The organism is Solirubrobacter soli DSM 22325 (genome assembly GCF_000423665.1).
Lineage (GTDB): Bacteria > Actinomycetota > Thermoleophilia > Solirubrobacterales > Solirubrobacteraceae > Solirubrobacter > Solirubrobacter soli.
Genome location: NZ_AUIK01000016.1, coordinates 176,189 through 194,313 on the forward strand (window position 1 = coordinate 176,189; position 18,125 = coordinate 194,313).

Below are 18,125 nucleotides of genomic sequence, written 5' to 3' on the forward strand. Positions count from 1 at the left end.
TGGTTACGGAAGACGGCCCCGCCAGCGCAGCGACGTGAACGCGGCGCCGCCGAGGAGGAAGAGGCCGACGGCGGCAAAGCCGGCGCTGATCTCCTTCTTCTCCTTCTTGGTGCCGATCCGCGAGCCGAGCGTCTCGTAGACCTCGTCGAGCGCGTCGGAGTCCTCGGCGGTGAACGCCCGCCCACCGGACAGCGACGCGACCTGCGCGAGCGCCTCGGGGTCGGGGGCGACGTTGAGCACCTGGCCGCCCTGCTGGACGACGCCGTCGGCGGTGCCGAGCGCGACCGTGTAGATCGGGACGCCCAGCGTCTTGGCCTTCTGCGCGACGGTCGCCGGGTCCTGCCCGGTCTTGGAGGCGCCGTCGGAGAGCAGCACGATCGCCGCCGGCGGGCTCTTCTTGGCATCGCGCGTGCCGAGCGCGCTCAGCGCCGCGTCGAGCGCGTCGCCGGTCGCGGTCCCGCCGTCGGCCATGAGCGCGTTCAGCGTGGTGCGAACGGCGTCGCGGTCCTGCGTCGGACGGACCACGTTGTTCGGGCCATCGGAGTAGGAGACGAGGCCGACCTGCAGCGACTTCGGCACCTTGTTCAGGAACCGGTTCGCGGCGGCCTGGGCGGCGGCGAGGCGGGTGGGCGAGACGTCGTCGGCGTTCATCGAGCCCGACGTGTCGGTCACGAGCATCACGGACGCCTTCTCGACCGGGACCGCGATCGTCGCCTCCGGGCGGGCGAGCGCGGTGACCAGGCCGGCGAGGCTCAGCGCGAGCAGCGCGGGCGGGATGATCCGCCGCGCGCGACCCGTCTTCCCGACCACGGCGGAGAGGGTCGCCGTGGCCGGGAAGCGGATCACGTACTTGGCCGGGCGCCGCCGCGCCGCCCACAACGCCAGCAGCGCGAGCGGGATCGCGACGAGCCCGATCAGGAACAGCGGGGCCTGGAAGCTCAACGGAGGCTCCTTCCGAGCGCGCGCAGCCAATCGTCGTCGGTGGCGATCTCGACGTGCCGCGCGTGCGCGCGCCGCAGGTGGGACTTGAGGGTGTCGCGCCGTGCGAGCTCGGCCGCCGCGAACCGGCGCCTCAGCTCGGCACTCGACGAGTCGGCCTCGACCCGCTTGCCGGTCTCGGGATCGACGAGCACGAGATGCCCGGCGTCGGGCAGCTCGCCCTCGCGCCGGTCGACGACCTCGACGGCGAGGACGTCGTGGCGCAGCGCGAGCGACTGGAGCGCGCGGGCCCATTCGGGCCGCGCGCCCGGCGCGCGCTCCCCACGCGCGCCGGCGCCGGCGTCCGCACCCTCGCGGAAATCAGAGACGACGACGATCAGCCCCGGCCCGCGGGCGATGCGGCCGACGCGGCGCATGCCCTCGGCGAGCGCGTCGCCCTCCGGGACGTAGCCGTCGGGCGCCACGCCGGCGCCGAGGGCGCGACGCAGGGCGATCAGTTGGGCACGACCGCCGCGTGGGGCCAGTTGCCGCGGCTCGGGGGCGCCGCAGGTCAACAGCCCCACGCGGCCCGCGCGCCGCACGGCCAAGCGGCCGATCACGAGTGCGATGCCTTCCGCGACGTCGGACTTCAGGCGGTCGGCGGTGCCGAACGCCATCGACGCGCTGACATCGACGAGCAACCAGGTGGTGAGGGTTCTTTCCGGGACGTAGTCACGGACGTGGGGGTGGCCCGTCCGGGCGGTGGCGGCCGCGTCGATGCGCCGGACGTCGTCGCCGACCTGGTACGGGCGGATCTGGGCGAGCTCGGTACCCGTGCCCCGGCCCGCCGCGCGCCGTTCGCCGGGCAGAGCGCCGGACGCGCGACGGGCCAGGACGAGGTCGAGCGCCTCGACCAGCTCGCCCTGCATCGGGCCCGGGCCTTGGCGCCCGGGCGGGTCGGCGATCAGTGACATCTACGCGATGATCGGTTCGGTCTTCTCGGACGAGCGCACGCCGCCGACGGTGTCGAGGACGCGGTCGAGCAGGTCGTCGGCCTTCACGCCGTCGCCGAGCGCGTCGTAGGTCAGCACGAGGCGGTGACGCAGCACGTCGGCCGCGAGATCGGCGACGTCCTCGGCGACCGCATGGTTGCGGCCGCGCAGCAGCGCGAGCGCCTGGGCGGCCTGGACCATGCCGATCGGCCCGCGCGGGGAGGAGCCGAACTCGATCAGGCCCTCCAGCTCGTGCAGCCCGTACTTGCCGGGATGGCGGGTGGCATCGGTCAAAGCCACCGCGTACGCGATGACGTCGCGGTCCACGAACACGTCGCGGGCGATCTCGCGATAGCGCTCCAACGCGCCGATCGGCACGCGCTCGCGCACCTCGACCGGCTTGCCGATCGCGCGGCCGACGACGGCCGCCTCCTCGCCGACGCTCGGGTAGTCGACGATCAGCTTGAACAGGAAGCGGTCGACCTGGGCCTCGGGCAGCGGGTACGTGCCCTCGGACTCGATCGGGTTCTGCGTGGCGAGCACGAGGAACGGCTTCGGCAGCGGGTACGTCTGCCCCGCGATGGTCACCTGGCGCTCCTGCATGACCTCGAGCAGCGCGCTCTGCACCTTGGCGGGCGCGCGGTTGATCTCGTCGGCGAGCAGGAAGTTGCCGAAGACCGGGCCGAGCTCGGTGTCGAAGCGACCCGTGTCCGGCCGGTAGATGCGCGTGCCGACGAGGTCGGACGGCACGAGGTCCGGCGTGAACTGCACGCGCCGGAAGGTCCCGCCCAGCACGTCGGACAGCGTCTTGACGGTCAGCGTCTTGGCCAGGCCAGGAACGCCCTCGAGCAGCACGTGGCCGCCGGCCAGCAACGCCACGAGCAGCCGCTCGAGCATCGCGTCCTGGCCCACGATCACGCGCTTGAGCTCATACAGCGCGTCCTGCAGCCCGGCGCGCGGGTCCTCGATGATCTCGGTCCGGTCCTCGTGCATCAGAGCGTCGTGCCGGAGTTGTCGGGCGCGGTCGAGGGCGCGCTGGAGGAGCCCCCGCCGCCGTTGCCGTCGTGCTCCGGGCAGTCACCGCGGCCGCCACGGCCGCCGTCGTTGTCCGGGGCCGACTGGTCCGGCGTGGGCGTGGCCGACTGGACGGGCGTGTTCGGCGTGCTCGGCGCGTCCGTGGCTGCGAACGCCGCGGGCACGCCGATGGCGAGGGCGCCGCCGGCGGCGGCGAGGGCGAGGTACTTCTTCATGGCGACGAGCGTGCCGCCGGATTCGTCAGATCCGCATAAACAGCGTTGAGGGAGCCTTGAAGAGTCGTTCCTACGTTTCCTCTCATGCGCATCCTGGTCGCAGAGGACGAACCCCGTATCGCCGCCGCCGTCGCGCGCGGGCTGCGGCGCGAGGGCATGGCGGTCGACATCGCCCCCGACGGTGCCGCGGCGCTCTACAAGGCCCGTATCAACCCCTACGACGTGATCGTCCTCGACCGCGACCTGCCCGAGGTCCACGGCGACGACGTCTGCCGCACGCTCACCGCCGAGCAGCCGCGGACGAAGGTGCTGATGCTCACCGCGGCACGATCCACCGACGAGCTCGTCGCCGGCCTGTCGCTCGGCGCCGACGACTACCTGACCAAGCCGTTCCGCTTCGCCGAGCTGGTCGCGCGGCTGCGCGCCCTGGGCCGCCGGACGGGCGACGCGCGCCCGCCGGTGCTCGAGGCCGGCGACGTCGTCCTCGACCCCGCGAAACGCACCGCCACACGCGCAGGTCTCGACCTCGACCTGACGTTGAAGGAGTTCGCCGTCCTGCAGGCGCTGCTCGAGGCCCAGGGCGCCGTCGTGACGCCCGAGGAGCTGCTCGAGCGCGCGTGGGACGAGCAGCTCGACCCATTGAGCAACACCGTCCGCATGACGGTGATGACGCTGCGCCGCAAGCTCGGCGACCCGCCGATCATCCAGACGGTCCGCGGGAGCGGCTACCGCGTGTGATCCCGAACCTTCGCGTCCGCCTCACCGCGATCTACGGCGGCATCTTCGTCGTCTTCGTCGCGGTCCTGCTCTCGATCTCCTATTGGCTCATGGCACGCCACCTCGACCGCACGCTCGGCGTCGAGGGGGCGGCGACGGCGCTCGAGCAGCTGCGGCTCCAGTACCTCATGGCGCTGGCGGGCGCATCGCTGGTGGCCACGGCCCTCGGCTGGGCCCTTGCCGGCCGCGAGCTGGCCTCGATGCAGGCGGCGTTCGACGCGCGCGAGCGGTTCGTCGCCAACGCCTCGCATGAGCTGCGCTCGCCGCTGACCGTCATCCGCACCGAGGCGGACGTCACGCTCGCCGACCCCGACGCCACCGTCGAGGAGCTGCGATCGATGGGGTACGAGGTGCTGGGCGCCGCGGACGAGATGGAGGCGCTGCTCGACGGGCTGATGGTGCTCGCGCGGTCCGGCCGCGAATTGCCCAACCGCGAGTACGTCGACCTGGCCGCGGCGACCCACGCAGCGGCGCGTCGCGTGCGCGCCGGGGGCGTGCGCGTCCGGCTGGAGCTCGCCCCGGCGGGCGTCAGCGGCGAGCGACGCCTGCTCGAGCGCCTCGCGGGCAACCTGATCGAGAACGGCGTCCGCTACAACGCGCCCGGCGGCTTCGTCGCGGTGCGCACGTCCGCGGTCGAGGGCGGCGCGGTGCTGGACGTCGTCAACTCCGGCCCGGTGATCGACCCCGTGCTCGCCGCCCGGCTCGTCGAGCCGTTCGAGCGCGGCGGGCGGACAGGGCGTGGCGGCGCCGGCCTCGGGCTCTCGATCGTGCGCTCGGTCGCCGAGGCCCACGGCGGGCGGCTCGCTCTGACCCCGCGCGCCGAAGGCGGCCTCGCGGTGCGCGTCACGCTCCCGTCAGCTTGAGATAGATCAACGTGTGCCCGGGGACGGGCTCGCGGTGGGTCTCCTCGAAGCCGTGACGGCGGTACAGGCGCAGGTTCGCCTCGCTGCGGTCGCCGGTGAACAGCCACGTGCCGCCGCGCGCCATCGCCGCCTCGAGCAGCCGCGTTCCCAGCCCTTCGTGCTGGCGGTCGGGAGCGACCGCCAGCCGCGCGATCTCCCCGTCGGGCTTGATCCGCACGGTCCCGATGAGGCGGCCCGCGTCGCGGATGCCGAGCACGAGCACGTCGCCGGCGAGCACCGCGCGCACCTCGTCGAGCGTCTCGAACAGGGGTGGCAGGAACTGGTCGTAGAGCATCGCCTCGCCGACGTACGCCGCCCGCTGGATGGTCAGCACCTCGCCGGCGTCGTCCGCCGTCAGGACCTCCACGCCGCCACCCAGATCTCCTCGACGGGCCACCGATGCGCCCACTCGGGCGTCACCCACTCGTACTTCGTCTGCTGCGCGTCGTCAGGCGCGTAGAGCTCGTGCAGCGCGGTCACCGTGAACCCATGACGGGCGAGGGCGGCGATCCATTCCCCGTGGGCGAGGTGGAACTCGACGCCGTCCTCGTCGGGATAGGTGACGACCTTCAGCCCCCGCTGGTCGCGCACGAGCCGGTCCGACGCCGCGCCCACGTCGGGAGCGCACAGGGTGACCATGAGCGAGTTCGTCAGGAAGACGAGGTCGCCGCCGGGCCGGACCAGCCGCGCGGCTTCGGACAGCCAGGCGTCGGGCTCGCACCACAGGCACGCCCCATATTCGCTGATGATGACGTCGGCGCAGTCGCCGGGCAGCGGCACGTCCTCGGCGCTCGCGTGGTGCAGCGGGAACCGCAGATCGTGCTGCTCCTGCATCTTGCGCGCCGTGGCCAGCTGGTTCTCGGAGACGTCGATCCCGACCGGCCGCCCGCCCCGCCGCGCGACCCACGACGACACGTACCCGGTCCCGCACCCGAGCTCGACGACGTCCCTGCCGTCGACCTCGGGGAACGCCCCGACCTCCGCGTCCGGAACGCTCCAGATCCCCCAGTTGGGCTCGTCGGTCGCCCACTGGCGAGCCGCGAGCTCGATGTCACCCGCGGCGTTGGTGTTCCACATCTCGCGGTTCGCGCGAGCGTGCTCGGACAGGTCCATCGGGGAAGGATGTCACTCACGTTTGACACACCCCCGTCTCATGTAGCGTGGCCCCCGGATCGCAATCGGAGGGATGGGGGTCAACGTGCGGCGAACGCTGCTCAGCTTGCTGGTGCCCGCTGCGCTCTGCGCGGCGCCGGCCATGACGATGGCGGCGACGTCACCGCCACAGGACCGCGACTGGTGCGGGCAGGTGCCACCGACCTCGAGCTGGTCGGTCAAGAACGTCGACGTGCTCTGCCGTGTGGACACCGTTCGGCACACGTGGAACGCCGACGGGACGCTCGCGACCGACCCGGCGACGCCGTCGGGCTATCGCGAGACGCTCACGCAGGCGATCTCGATCAACTTCATCGACTACGGCAACCCGCGGCCCGGTCAGCCCGCCGCCGCGGCGACCCGCGATGTCATGTTCGTCGCCGGCCGCTTCGGCCTGAAGTCCTTTGACATCACCGACCCGAAGCATCCGAAGCTGCTCGACTGGCTCGGGGACGGCGTCGACGACCCGTACCTCGAGGACGGCAACCCGGGCAACGGCACACAGGCGCCGCGCAAGGGCACGCTCGACGACATGTGGGAGAACGAGGACATGGACGTCGACGCCGACCGGAAGCTCGTCTTCCTGTCGCGCGATCCGCGCGCCTACGGCGGCAGCACCGGCAATCCGGCGTCGCGGTCGGGCATCTACGTGATCGATGTCCGTCATCCCGAGAAGCTCGACCCGATCAGCTTCGCGGAGACGCCCACAGGCCACACGACCACCTGCGTGAACGACTGCAAGTGGGTGTGGACCGGCGGCCCCGCGCCGAACACCGACCAGCAGGCGCTGGGCTGGGCGGGCCGGCCGATCTTCGTCACCGACATGCGCGACCCGCGCAATCCGAAGGTCAACCCGGTGCCGGTCGACACCGCCCGCAACGACGGCGTGACCGACTATGCCCACGACGTCCAGGTCGACGACTCGGGCGTGGCGTGGGTCTCCGGCCGCGGCGGCGTGCGCGGCTACTGGACCAAGGGCCGCCACTTCGATCCCGTCCAGGGCGTTCACCGCGTCGCCACCGCGGACGACCCGGTGCCCTACGCGGGCGGCGGCATCCAGGAGGGCGTGTTCCCGGTCCGCAGCTCGTCGCGGTTCATCCACAACTCCGAGCGGCCGTCCGGCGCCGACGCGCCCGACGCGAAGTACGGCGACCTGATCTTCTCCACCGAGGAGGAGTTCGCGGGCGGCGCGTTCCCGAACGGCTGCGCCAACGACGGGCCGCTGTTCATCTCCTCGCTCGAGGGCAGCTACGGCGGCGAGGCCTGGCGCTCCACGCCGACCAGCAGGTTCCGGCTCAAGCCGGTCGCCACCTGGCATCCGTTCGGCAAGGAGGGCTCATCCACCTCGACGGACTGCTCCGCCCACTACTTCGAGATCAAGGACCGGATCCTCTCGATGTCGTTCTACAGCCAGGGCTCGCGGTTCCTGGACATCAGCGATCCGACGAACCCGACCGAGGTCGCGTACTTCCGCCCCGGCACCGGCACGTGGGCGACGTATCCGCACAAGGGCCTCTACTACTCCGCCGACCGCAACGGCGTCTACATCCTCAAGCTCAACGTCAAAGCGGGTCAGCTGAGCAAGTCCGTCGACACCAGCCAGCTGCGGGCGGCGGTGGCCGCCGACGCCGATAGCCCGGTCTCGCGGGTCACGTTCGCGGCGCCCGACGCCGCCGAGGAGGCCAGCGCGGCGCTCCAGCGGCCGGTCGGCGGCGTCTGCAGCCTGCCGCTGTACGAGTAGGGACACCACTCGGGGCGCCGGCTCCCGTGCCGGCGCCCTAGCGGGTGAGGACGGCGGACGCCCCCGCAGGGCCGCTCGCCCAGCACGTCTGCGGCACGCAGTCGACAGCGTCGTAGGCGGCGGTGTCGAACGGCTTCCACGAGCGGCCGCCGTCGAAGGTGATGTCAGACCCGGTCGGGCCGACCGCGATCAGGGTCGCGGGCGAGAACGCGACCCAGTCGACGCCGGAGCGATAGCCGGTGAGGTCGCCGCCCTGCGTCCAGGTGGTGCCGCCGTCGCGCGAGAAGCCGGAGGCTTTGGATCCGTTCGTCGGCGCGGTGAAGTCGCCGCCGACCATCACGCCCTCACGCGGGTTGCGGAACGCGAGCGAGAACACGCCGCCCGCCGGAGCGGCGGGGATCGGCGCGGCCGACACGGTCCACGTGACGCCGCCGTCGCGCGAGTGGAAGACGCGCGAGGCGCCGCCGCCGGTGGCGAACCAGGCGTCGCGGCCCCTCGTCACCAGGCACGTCCCGGACGCCGCGAACGCGAACTCGCCGTCCGCCGCCGCCGGCATGCCCGCGTTCGGGAGCACGTGCCACGTGCGGCCCCGGTCGTCGGTGGCGGCGATCCGGAACTTCCCGCCCACCGGGTCGCTCAGCGCCAACCCGCGCTTGCCGCCCGCGTAGAAGTCCATGCAGTCGTAGAACGCGGCGGGGTCGTCATTGACGAACGCGGTCGTCCAGGTGCGGCCGCCGTCGAAGGTCGTGTAGATGCGCGAGGCGTCGCCCTCGCCGATCGCCAGCACGCTCGCGCGCCAGGCGTCCTGCGCCTCGACGTCGCGGAACTGCAGCGCTCCGGCCCCTGGCGGCGACACGTTCTGCCACGTGCGCCCGCCGTCGACCGTGCGCAGCACCTCACCGGCCGTGCCGGCCAGCCAGACCACCCGCGGGCCGACGGCGTCGAGCCCGCGATGCTGCTGCGTCGATCCGGTCGCCACCGGCGCCCACTTCGGCAGCCGCGGCGGGTGCGCGCTCGCGGCCGACGGCACGACCAACGCGACCAGCACCAACAGCACACCCAACCGACCCACGGCAGCCTGCGTGCCCGCGCGCGCCCGCTCCTAAACGGGAACGCGAGCGAGCGCTCGGCTAGCGGTCCGGCTCTCCCGCCGACTCCGGCACGGGCGGCTCGAAGCCCACGTCGATGACCTCGAAGCCCTTGTGCTGCTCGCTGCCCGCGTAGGCCGCGTAGGCACGCTCGTCGGCGGCGGTCAGACGCACGTCGTCGGTGAACGGCGTCAGCAGCGCGCGCGGCCACAGGCGTCGCTGGGCGACGACGTTGACCTCGGCGGCGAGCACGGTGACCAGCGAGAGCACGTAGATCCACGCGATCAGGCCGAGGACGAGACCGAACACGCCATAGGCCTCGTTCGTACCGCGCAGCATGTGGGTCACCAGGTAGGTGCCGAGGATCTGCACGAGCTGCCAGCCGACACCGGCCACGACGGCGCCGACGCGCAGGTCGCGCGTGGGCACCTCGCGCGCCGTGAGCACGCGGAAGACGAGCATGAACTGGCCGATGTTGGCCACCAGGGCCAGCAGGATCACGACGATCGGCACGGCGCCGCCGATGTCGGCGCCGTAGGTGCCGGCACCGGTCGTCAGGCCCGCGAGCGCGGTGGTGACCAGGAGCCCGGCGCCCAGGACGGGCAGCAGGAGCAGGCTGCGCAGTCGGGCGGTGACCGGGTTCGGGCGCCGGTTGCGCGGGACCGCCCATGCGCGGTTGAAGGCGTTCTGGACCGCGCCGGCGACGCCCAAGCAGCCGTAGATCGTCAGCAGGACGCCGACGACGAGACCGGCACCGCTGCCCGACAGCGCGCGGACGTTGTCCCGCAACTGGCTGCCGATCACCGGGAACTGGGCGAGCGCGGAGTCCAGGAGGTCGGCCTGCAGCTTCGGATCGCCCTCGAGCACGAAGCCGAGGATGGTGACGAGCAACAGCAGCAGCGGGAACAGCGACAGGAACCCGTAGTAGGCGATCAGCGCCGCGAGGTACGAGCCCTGGTCGTCGGCGAACTTGTAGATGACCGCGAGCGGAAAGCCGAGCCAGCGCCGTTTGCGCTGGTAGCCGTCCAGCGCCTCGACGAGCCGGCCGGCCACTACAACCGGCGCGAGGACCAGAGCACGGCGGCCAGCGCGAGCGACACGATCGACGTCGCCAGGCCGATCAGCCACCCGGCCGAGCCTTGCGAGCTCATGATCGCGGCGACGACGACGGCGATCCCGACGATGCCGGCCGTGGCCACGACGCGCATCAGCGGTGCCTCGAGCGGCAGCCGCTTGCGGCGATTGGGGATCATCACGCCGGACGGCTCCGCGTGCGGTTCGCGGCGTTCTTCACGCGCCTGGCGGCGCGCTTCGCGCTCAGCGCCCGGATCGCTGCGCCGCGGCGGGGCGGGCGGCGCGTCGTGCTCGACACGCGCGGGTTCGGGGATGACGCCCGGGATCGGCGAGCGGGACGCTTCATCGGGGAGCTTGGTCGACATTCAGCGACCTTTCCGAGTGCTGGTCGCCGGTGGCGGCCGGGCCTCGTCAGGGGATGGCTCTTCGATCGCTGGAAGAAACGAAGTGGCCTTGTTCCATGGTGCTACCCACCAGCGGCGAACAGGAAGCAGCCGGGGCCGCTGTGGTTCGTTACCGAACGGCCGGGAGGTCGGCGGTCGTCCCCGGAAGCTCCCGCAGGAACGCGAGCGAACGCTCGGCCTGCTCGATCGTGCCGCACTCGACGCTGAGGACGAGGTCGCGTCCCGCCAGGATCGAGAGCACGCGCTCCCAGTCCACGACCCCGTCGCCACACGCGCACCCGACCGGCGTGCCCGTCACCATGCCGCGCTCGCGCTCGGCGTGTTCGATCGAGATGTCCTTGGCGTGCACGTGGCGGACGAGGTCCGTCACCGACTCCAGCGCCTCGTACGGGTCCTCAATGCCGGCCAGGAACGAGTTCCCGGTATCCCAGTTGATGCCGATCCGCGGCGACGGCACGAGCTCGACGATCCGCCGCAGGCCCGCAGCGGTCTTGGTGTAGACGCCGTGCGGTTCGATGCAGATGTCGACGCCGTGCCGGCGTGCCACCTGGTCGGCGCGGGTGAGCGTGTAGCGCATGATCTCGTGGGCGAAGCCGTCGTCGCCGTCGAGCCACGCCGGCCGCAGCATCTCGTCGGTGTTGACCCAGCGCGCGCCGAGCGCGTCGGCGAGCACGATCGCGCGGGTCAGACGCGGGATCGCCGCCTCGGGCTTCATCAGCGGGCTGTGCCCGGACAGCGACAGCACCGCCACCCCGTGACGCTCGCAGATGTCGCGCATCAGCAGCGGGTCCTCCTCCAGGGAGAACGAGTGGAAGTACCCGACCTCCGACAGCAGCTCCCACCCGGTGTGGACCATCGGCTCCACATAGCGGTACCCGAGCCCCGCGGCGATCTCGACGCCCTGCTCGAAGCTCTTGTCGGCCGAGCGGCAGAACTCCATGTTGAGTGCGATCGTGAACATGGCCCGCGACGCTAGGCGAGCATCCGCCACTTGTCGTCCGCGACCGCCCGCTGGTAGATATCGCACATGCGGCCGGCGACCTACACAGCCGCCCACGACGCCTACGCGGCCGACACCTGCGTGCCGCTGGAACGCGCCGTCGAGTGCGGCGAGTTGCAGATGTCCGCGCTCGCGCGCGGCACCTATCCCGGCACGCGCCTGCGGGCGCTGCCCGGGGTGCGCACGGTCGGGTTCTGGGACGCCGCGCGGCCACAGAGCTGGGGCCTGGACTGGCATCGCAACGAGGGGATCGAGCTGACCTGGCTCGAGTCCGGGACGCTCGCGTTCGCCACCGACACGCTCACGACGACGCTCAAACCCGGCGACCTCACGATCACCCGCCCGTGGCAGCGCCACCGGGTCGGCGCGCCCGATGTCACACCGGGGCGCCTGCACTGGCTGATCCTCGACGTGGGTGTCCGGCGTCCCGACCAGGCGTGGCGGTGGCCGGCGTGGCTCAAGCCCACCGCGGGCGAGCTCACCCGCCTGACCGAGCTCCTGCGCCACAACGAGCACCCGGTCTGGCCGGGCGACGGCGCCGTCGCCGACGCCTTCACGCGCCTCGGCGAAGCCGTGCTGGCCGAGCGCACGCGCTGGGTCGCAGATCCGCAGGCCGAGCTGCTGCTGGCCGTCGCCGAGCTGCTCGAGCGCCGGGTGCCGCCGCTGGACGCGTCCCTTTCGAGCGCGGAACGAACCGTCGCGCTCTTCCTCGAAGAGCTCGGACACCGCGTGGGGGAACCGTGGACGCTGGACGCGCTCGCCGCCGAGTGCGGCCTCAAGCGCACCCGCTTCACCCACTACTGCGAGCGCATCACGAACATGACGCCCTCCGAGTACCTGACGGCGGCGAGGGTCGACCGCGCCGCGCACCTGCTCACCCACACCGACGCGTCGATCACCGCGATCGCGCACGCCACGGGCTTCTCGTCGAGCCAGTACTTCGCGACCGTCTTCCGCCGCGTCCGCGGGTGCTCGCCGAGTGAGTACCGCGCCGCTTCGGGCTAGGCCACGGGACGCGCGTGGCCGATCGCGAGCGGCCGGACGATCGGTGGCATCGCCCGCCAGGTCGCTTCGGCCAGCTCCTCGAGCTCGAAGCCGCACGTGCGCATCAGCTCGACCGTCGGGCGGTCACACCGGCAGCCGCAGGCGAAGCGTCGCCACGGGTCGTGGAGGCGTCGCTGCCAGCGGGCGAGTCGCGGGGTGCTCGCCAGGACGTGTTCGAGGAACAACAGCCTGCCGCCCGGGCGCAGCACGCGCGCGATCTCCCGCAGCGACGACCGGGGGTCGTCGACCGTGCAGAGCACGAGGGTCGCGACGACGGTGTCGACCGAGGCATCGGCGAAGGGGAGCTGTTCGGCGGCGGCGCCGACGATCTCGGCCGGCGGGCCCGTGCGCCGCAGGCGGCGCGCGAGCCACCGGCGCATCGCGTCGTCCGGCTCGACGAGCAGCAGCTCGGTGACCGCGTCGGGGTAGTGGGGCAGGTTCAGGCCGGTGCCCGCTCCGAGCTCGACCACGCGACCGTGCGCGGCCGCGAGCAGCTCTCGCCGGCGCCGGCGCAGCCCCGCGAGCTCGCCGAGGGTGAGGACCGGGTCGTAGGCCGTGGCGAACAGCCGCTGCCAGCGGCCTGAAGCGGGAGACATGGCTCGAGCCTAGGTCGCCAACGGCGCGCCGGCATCGCCCACACCGGCCATCCTGAGGGCATGGCCGGTTCGGGTCACAGGAGGCCGAGCCTGGCCGCCTCGGCGACCGCGGCGGTGCGCGTGGAGCTCCCGAGCTTGGAGCGGATGTTCGCGACATGCCGGTGCACGGTGTGGGGGCTCAACACCAGGAGCTCGGCGATCTCCTTGTTGGACAGTCCGCGCGCGACGAGTGCGAGCACCTCCCGTTCGCGCGCCGAGAACAGCGCCGGCGATGTGTCCGCCGACGGGACCGGCAGCTCCGGCGTGAGCGCGCCGCGCAGCGCGCGCACGACCGAGTCGGCGTCGTCGAACCACGGGAAGTGGGCGTTGCCGGCCAGGGGGACGAACGTCGCGTGCGGCACCGCGGCCGCCAGCTCGCGCCCCAACCGATAGGGGATCGCCCGGTCGCCACGCCGGTGCACCACGAGCGTCGGCACGCGGAGGCGCTCCAGCTCGGCCCGGACGTCGAGCCGGTAGACGAGCTCCAGCCGCGCGGCCGCCGTCTCCCCGGTCGCGGCCTCCCGCTGGAAGCGCGCGAACCGCTCCTGCTCGTCGCGGTCGGCATCGCCGAGGAAGACGTCCGCGAGCAGCCGCGCGCCGAGGCCCCAGTGCGCCCGCACCGCGCCGAGGATCGCCTCGCGCACCTGGGCCGTGGCGATCTCGCTGCCGTCCGCGAACGTGCCGTAGAGGAGCAACCGCTCCACCCGCTCGGGCTGTCGCGCCGCGAACGCGATCGCGGCCGCCCCGCCGCCCGAGGCGCCCAGCAACGTCACCCGCTCGAACCCGACATGGTCGACGAGCGCCGTGAGCAGCGACACCTCGTGCTCGAGCGTCAGGTCGTCCTCGCGCACCGACCGGTCCGACAGGCCCGCGCCGAGCTGGTCGTAGCGAAGCAGGGTGAACCCTTCCGTGAGCGCTTCCCAGAACCGGACGACGCGTGGGTCGTGCCGCTCGAGCTCCAGGTGGCTGACCCACCACGCGGGTGCGACCAGGGGCGGGCCGGTGCCGCTCAGCTCGTACGCGACGCGCCGATCGCCGAAGGGGAGGAACCGGATCTCGCTGGCCACGCCACGCCTCATGATGACGATCCGCTCCGTGCGCGCCGGGCGATGCCCGGCGCGCACGCGACGATGCCGGCTAAGGCGTCGTCGTCGAGAGCGTCACGGTTACGGTGCCGGTGTAGACCCCGGTCCGCAGCGGCTCGGACGCGCCGATGGACTGGGTGAACGCGATCGGGAAGACGTCGTTGCTGACCGGTGCGGTCCACGCCGTCCTGGCGGGGGCGATCGCGACGGGCCGGGCGAGCCGGAACGCGCCGTTGGTCAACGTGACCGCGGACGTGCTCAGCGCAGCGTCACCGGCCGTCGATGTCACCGTCGCGGTCGTGGACGCCGTGTAGTCCTTCGCGACGCCCGGGGTGAACGCGCCGAAGGACACCGGCGAGCCGACGGCGAGCGACAGCGTGGGCGCGACGTTGCCGCCGACGGGTGTGTCCGCGCCGACCCGGGTGGCGAGGATCCTCGCCGGCTCGCTCTCCTGTGACGCGGTCAGGTACTCATGGCCGAGGTACTCAGCCGTGATCGCCTGCTCACCGCCACGCAGGGTTCCCGGGAGCACGACCGTTGCGGTCCCGCGGTCCGCCCATACGGTCTGCGACCAGCCGGGCGCGGAGAAGCGGACCCGGCCGCCGACCTCGTAGCCGTCGGCCGCGCGCACGGTCGCGGTCAGCGTGTCGCCCTCCTTGATCGTCGTCGCCGGGAGGGTGAGGTCGGTGGTGGTGGGCACGTCGGGGTTCGGGATCCCCTGGATCCGGTTCCACTCGCGCAGGGCGAGCGGTGTGACGGTCCCGTGGCGCACGGTGCCGGTGTTGGTGAACCGCGGCGTCTTGGCCGTCCACTTCGGGGCCTCGATGTCAGGGCTGCACGAGAGCTGGTAGCCGCCGCCGTTGGTGTAGCGGTCCGCCCAGAAGTAGAACTGCCCGGGGCAGGCGGTGTCGCCGGCGTTGGCCTTGAACACCAGCGGGCCTTCGTAGCCCTGGTTGGCGACCCACGTGCTCCGGCCGATCGAGGGGGCGACCGGCGTCCAGTTGGCGATGTTGGCATCGCGCAGGTTCGTGTTCTTCTCGGAGAACACATCCGACGCCGCGTTGCCGGCCTCGTTCTTGGTGAAGCGGTAGTACCAGTCGCCCACCTTGATCACCGTGGTGTCGATCCTGGACTGCGGATACGGGTTCTGCCACACGGCAGGCGGTGCGAACGTGCGGAAGTCGCGCGTGGTCGTGTACCACATCTGCTGGTTGCCCGGGTTGGTGCGGTTGACGGTGTCCTGCCACATCGCCTGGGCCCAGAACACGACGTAGGCGCCGATCGAGTCGTCCCAGTAGGCCTCTGGCGCGAAGGCGTTGCCGGCGCTGTCCGGGGCGACCTTGACGTGGCGTTGCGGGGACCAGTTGACCAGGTCGTGGGACTCGAAGACCTCGATGTACTGGCTGTCGTTGATCAGGTAGTCGCGGTTGCGGTTGAACCAGTTCAGGTCGGTGGCGATCATGTAGAACGTGTCGCCGTCGTGCGAGCGGATGATGAACGGGTCGCGCAGGCCCTGATCGCCGAGTTGTGACACGAGCGAAGGACGGCCTCCGCCCAGCCCGACCCAATCCAGAGCGCTGTTGCCCGTCGAGAGCCCGAAGCGAAGCTGCTCGCCGTCGGCCAGGCCCTCCCCGGTGAAGTAGCCGAGGAAGTAGCGCTCGGGGTCGAGCTTGCGCGACATGGCCTTCACCGTCGCGGCGAACGCCTTCGTCTGCGAGGCCGCGCCCTTGGTGACGGTCGCGGTCAGCGTGACCGCGACATCCGCACGCCCGTAGGCCGGCCGCGAGACCTCGCCGGTCGGCGTGATGCTGTCCGAGGCCTTCCAGGCGATCGTCGAGCCGAACTCGCCGGTGGCGGGCAGCGTGATGTTGCCGCGGATGTCATCGAGGCCGGCCAGCGTCAGATCGGCGGTGTCGCGGGCGACGGACTGGGCGGCGTCGAACTGCGCCGGCACCGTGACGGCGATCTCGCGGGTGGTGACCTCGAGGCCCTTCGTCAGATGTGCGGTCAACGTCGCGTGGGCCGCGGGCTGTCCGAGGGCCGGTCGCGTGATGACGCCGCTCGCGGTGACCACGGCGGGATCGGAGGTGCTCCAGACGATCCGCGAACCCGCCTTCGTCCCGACCGCCGGAAGCGCGATGTCGTCGACGATGGCGTCCGTCCGGCCGAGGTCGATCGCGGCGGCGTCGTCGCGAACGCCGGCGAGCCCCTGCGGCTCGGCGAGCGCGATCACCTCGTCGGGGGAGAGCGGGCGGTTGTAGACGCGGAAGTCGCGCAGGGTGCCGCGCAAGGCATAGTGAGCCGGCGCCTGCGAGCGGCCCAGGTAGTTGCAGTTCGTCCCAGCGGCGTTGACGGTCGGCGCGACCGTGACGTTGGTGTTGCGGCCGATCTCGACGCCGTCCTCGTACAGGACGCCGGTCCAGCTCGTCCCGTTGGCGTTGCGCTGCTGCGTGTAGGTCAGGTGCTTCCAGACGCCTTCCCGCAGCGCGTAGGTCATCGTCTTCTGCACGCTGGCGCCGGTGGTCGGCGTGGTCGCGGTCAGGCCAGTGCGCAGGCGCATCGTGTTCGAGCCGAAGATCGCGCCGCCATAGTCGCCGTTGGCCGCCGAGTCGCAGTTGGTCTTGCGGCCGAAGCTCCACAGCTGATGGTCGCCGACGTTGGCCGGGTCGATCCGGATGTCGTAGTCGACGCTCAGGTCGGTCATGTCGGCCGTGATGTTGTCCGGCAGGTCCACGTACGCCCCGCTGAGCGAGTCGGCGTAGGCGCTCGGGTTCAGCGTGAGCCCGGCCCCGGTCAGCGCGGCCTTGTCCGGGTTGACCAGGGTCGCGTTGCCCGCGGCGCCGGCGCCGCCCGAGTCGGCCAGCGTCGTCCCGCCGGTCTCATCGAGCTTGTAGCGGTGGACGAGCCCGGTCTCCAACTGCGCGGGCGGGATCGCGACCCGCTGCTTGACGGTGATCGGGAACGACTTGGTGTCGGTCAGCCCGCGGTGGGTGAGCGTCGCGGTCAAGGTCGCGTGCGCGTCCCCGCTGCCGACGGCCGGGCGGGTGACCGCGCCCTGGGCGGTGACCACCGTCGGGTCGCTGGTGCTCCACGTCACGCCAGGCGTGGACGGCAGCACGATGTCCTTGCTCACCGCGCTCGTGTCGCCCAGGTCCACGGAGGCTTTCAGCTCGGCCAGGTTGCCCGGGGCCGAGGCGTCCGACAATGCGCGGACCTCGCTCGCCGTGAGCTCCTTCGCGTATATCCGGACGTCCTTGATGGTGCCCCGGAACTGCTGGCCGCTCGCACTGCTCGAACGGCCGATGAACGCGATCGCCGACGTGATGTCAGACGGCTTGAGCGTCAGCATCGGGTTCGAGGACACGAGCGCGCCGTCCTCGTACAGCGACATCCGCCCGGGCGACAGCGCGTCCCCGCCCTTCACGACCACCGCCACGTGCTTGAAGGTGTTGGCCGGTAGGGCGACCGGCCCGCTCACCGTCTGCGTCACAGGGCTCGCGCCCGGCCCGGCGATCGATGCCTGGTGCGGCGTGGTCCCGGCTCCCGGAGTCGCGGTGAGCGAGCCGCCGTTGTCGGCCGTCCGGCCGAACGCGAACACGGGGCCTTGCGTCGTGGCGCTCGAGAGCCGGACGTCATAGGCGATCGTGACATCGCTCAGCCCCGCCAGCAGTCCGTCGGGCAGCCGGACCGCGGGTGCCGTGCCCCCGTTGCCTCCCGGCAGGGTCAGTCCGCGCCCACCGTTCCACACGGTGGCGGCGTTGCCGTTGACGACGCCGGCGTTCCGGCCGTTGCCGGAACGATCGTTGACGACGGTGCCCGCGGTCTCGTCGAACGGGTAGACGGCCACGAGGTCCTGCGCGGCGGCCGGAGCGGCGGTCGCCGCACCGAGCCCCGCGATCACGGCCCACGCCGCGGCGAAACGGAACATGATGAGAACTCTACGTCATTTCGTTGGATCGGACGCCGAATTCGGGGAGCGCAGATTTTTTCGTAAATAGGCGCTCATGAGGTCACTCTTAAGGTCTCATTCAGTTCAACTTTGACGTTATTAATCTTGCGCCTC

The 18,125-nt window shown here is 72.0% G+C and carries 17 protein-coding genes; 4 read left to right on the forward strand and 13 right to left on the reverse strand.

Annotated features, from left to right (window positions below):
- Positions 1-3 precede the first annotated feature (3 nt).
- The 4 genes from G569_RS0112930 to G569_RS0112945 are packed head-to-tail and all read right to left on the reverse strand — an operon-like array spanning position 4 to position 3,160.
- Complete coding sequence (locus G569_RS0112930; protein ID WP_028063717.1) at positions 4-942, reverse strand: VWA domain-containing protein; 939 nt, start codon at positions 940-942, stop codon at positions 4-6.
- The gene (locus tag G569_RS47975; RefSeq protein WP_084284857.1) at positions 939-1,892 is read right to left on the reverse strand and encodes a DUF58 domain-containing protein; all 954 of its coding nucleotides are present in this window, start codon (positions 1,890-1,892) and stop codon (positions 939-941) included. Before G569_RS47975 ends, G569_RS0112930 begins: the two co-directional genes overlap by 4 nt.
- Positions 1,893-2,903, reverse strand: a complete 1,011-nt coding sequence (locus G569_RS47980; protein WP_053226285.1) for an AAA family ATPase — start codon at positions 2,901-2,903, stop codon at positions 1,893-1,895. It abuts the gene before it with no gap.
- Positions 2,903-3,160 (reverse strand): hypothetical protein, encoded by a 258-nt coding sequence (locus G569_RS0112945; protein WP_028063718.1) that lies wholly within the window; start codon positions 3,158-3,160, stop codon positions 2,903-2,905. The genes G569_RS47980 and G569_RS0112945 overlap by 1 nt, the downstream gene beginning before the upstream one ends.
- A gap of 84 nt (positions 3,161-3,244) precedes the next feature.
- Here G569_RS0112945 and G569_RS0112950 point away from each other — a divergent pair, with 84 nt between their 5' ends.
- Positions 3,245-3,898: a response regulator transcription factor gene (locus G569_RS0112950; protein ID WP_028063719.1), complete on the forward strand. Its 654-nt coding sequence runs from the start codon at positions 3,245-3,247 to the stop codon at positions 3,896-3,898.
- Positions 3,895-4,800 (forward strand): sensor histidine kinase, encoded by a 906-nt coding sequence (locus tag G569_RS47985; RefSeq protein WP_157591999.1) that lies wholly within the window; start codon positions 3,895-3,897, stop codon positions 4,798-4,800. The genes G569_RS0112950 and G569_RS47985 overlap by 4 nt, the downstream gene beginning before the upstream one ends.
- Here the strand turns inward: G569_RS47985 and G569_RS0112960 are convergent.
- Together G569_RS0112960 and G569_RS0112965 are read right to left on the reverse strand one after the other, a co-directional pair.
- Entirely contained in the window at positions 4,781-5,206 is a 426-nt protein-coding gene (locus G569_RS0112960; RefSeq protein ID WP_211232977.1) for a GNAT family N-acetyltransferase, read from the reverse strand. The two genes, G569_RS47985 and G569_RS0112960, sit on opposite strands and share 20 nt — an antisense overlap.
- The gene (locus tag G569_RS0112965; RefSeq protein WP_028063721.1) at positions 5,194-5,952 is read right to left on the reverse strand and encodes a class I SAM-dependent methyltransferase; all 759 of its coding nucleotides are present in this window, start codon (positions 5,950-5,952) and stop codon (positions 5,194-5,196) included. The genes G569_RS0112960 and G569_RS0112965 overlap by 13 nt, the downstream gene beginning before the upstream one ends.
- A gap of 112 nt (positions 5,953-6,064) precedes the next feature.
- Between G569_RS0112965 and G569_RS47990 the strand changes: the two genes are divergently transcribed.
- Positions 6,065-7,732, forward strand: a complete 1,668-nt coding sequence (locus G569_RS47990; RefSeq protein ID WP_371683464.1) for an LVIVD repeat-containing protein — start codon at positions 6,065-6,067, stop codon at positions 7,730-7,732.
- A 37-nt stretch (positions 7,733-7,769) separates the two neighbouring features.
- Here G569_RS47990 and G569_RS0112975 read toward each other — a convergent pair whose 3' ends face one another.
- The 4 genes from G569_RS0112975 to G569_RS0112990 all read right to left on the reverse strand — a co-directional run bounded on the left by G569_RS0112975 (position 7,770) and on the right by G569_RS0112990 (position 11,259).
- A complete protein-coding gene (locus G569_RS0112975; protein WP_371683465.1) occupies positions 7,770-8,789 on the reverse strand; it encodes a WD40/YVTN/BNR-like repeat-containing protein in 1,020 nt (339 codons plus the stop codon).
- Positions 8,790-8,862: 73 nt separating this feature from the next.
- Entirely contained in the window at positions 8,863-9,873 is a 1,011-nt protein-coding gene (locus G569_RS0112980) for a YihY/virulence factor BrkB family protein (RefSeq protein ID WP_028063723.1), read from the reverse strand.
- Positions 9,873-10,259, reverse strand: coding sequence for a hypothetical protein (locus tag G569_RS0112985; RefSeq protein ID WP_028063724.1), 387 nt, complete (start codon positions 10,257-10,259; stop codon positions 9,873-9,875). Before G569_RS0112985 ends, G569_RS0112980 begins: the two co-directional genes overlap by 1 nt.
- A 148-nt stretch (positions 10,260-10,407) precedes the next feature.
- A complete protein-coding gene (locus G569_RS0112990; RefSeq protein WP_028063725.1) occupies positions 10,408-11,259 on the reverse strand; it encodes a sugar phosphate isomerase/epimerase family protein in 852 nt (283 codons plus the stop codon).
- A gap of 66 nt (positions 11,260-11,325) precedes the next feature.
- Between G569_RS0112990 and G569_RS47995 the strand changes: the two genes are divergently transcribed.
- Positions 11,326-12,303 carry an AraC family transcriptional regulator gene (locus G569_RS47995; protein ID WP_037496271.1) on the forward strand — a complete coding sequence of 326 codons (978 nt, stop codon included), beginning with the start codon at positions 11,326-11,328 and terminating at the stop codon, positions 12,301-12,303.
- On the opposite strand, the gene G569_RS0113000 is transcribed toward G569_RS47995, so the two are convergent.
- The 3 genes from G569_RS0113000 to G569_RS48000 form a co-directional block, all read right to left on the reverse strand.
- On the reverse strand, positions 12,300-12,938 hold the full coding sequence (locus tag G569_RS0113000) for a class I SAM-dependent methyltransferase (protein WP_028063726.1): 639 nt from the start codon (positions 12,936-12,938) through the stop codon (positions 12,300-12,302). The two genes, G569_RS47995 and G569_RS0113000, sit on opposite strands and share 4 nt — an antisense overlap.
- 74 nt (positions 12,939-13,012) lie before the next feature.
- Positions 13,013-14,044 carry an alpha/beta fold hydrolase gene (locus tag G569_RS65290; protein ID WP_245602478.1) on the reverse strand — a complete coding sequence of 344 codons (1,032 nt, stop codon included), beginning with the start codon at positions 14,042-14,044 and terminating at the stop codon, positions 13,013-13,015.
- Positions 14,045-14,114: 70 nt separating this feature from the next.
- Positions 14,115-17,990 (reverse strand): immunoglobulin-like domain-containing protein, encoded by a 3,876-nt coding sequence (locus G569_RS48000; protein ID WP_053226288.1) that lies wholly within the window; start codon positions 17,988-17,990, stop codon positions 14,115-14,117.
- Between the last annotated feature and the right edge of the window lie 135 nt (positions 17,991-18,125).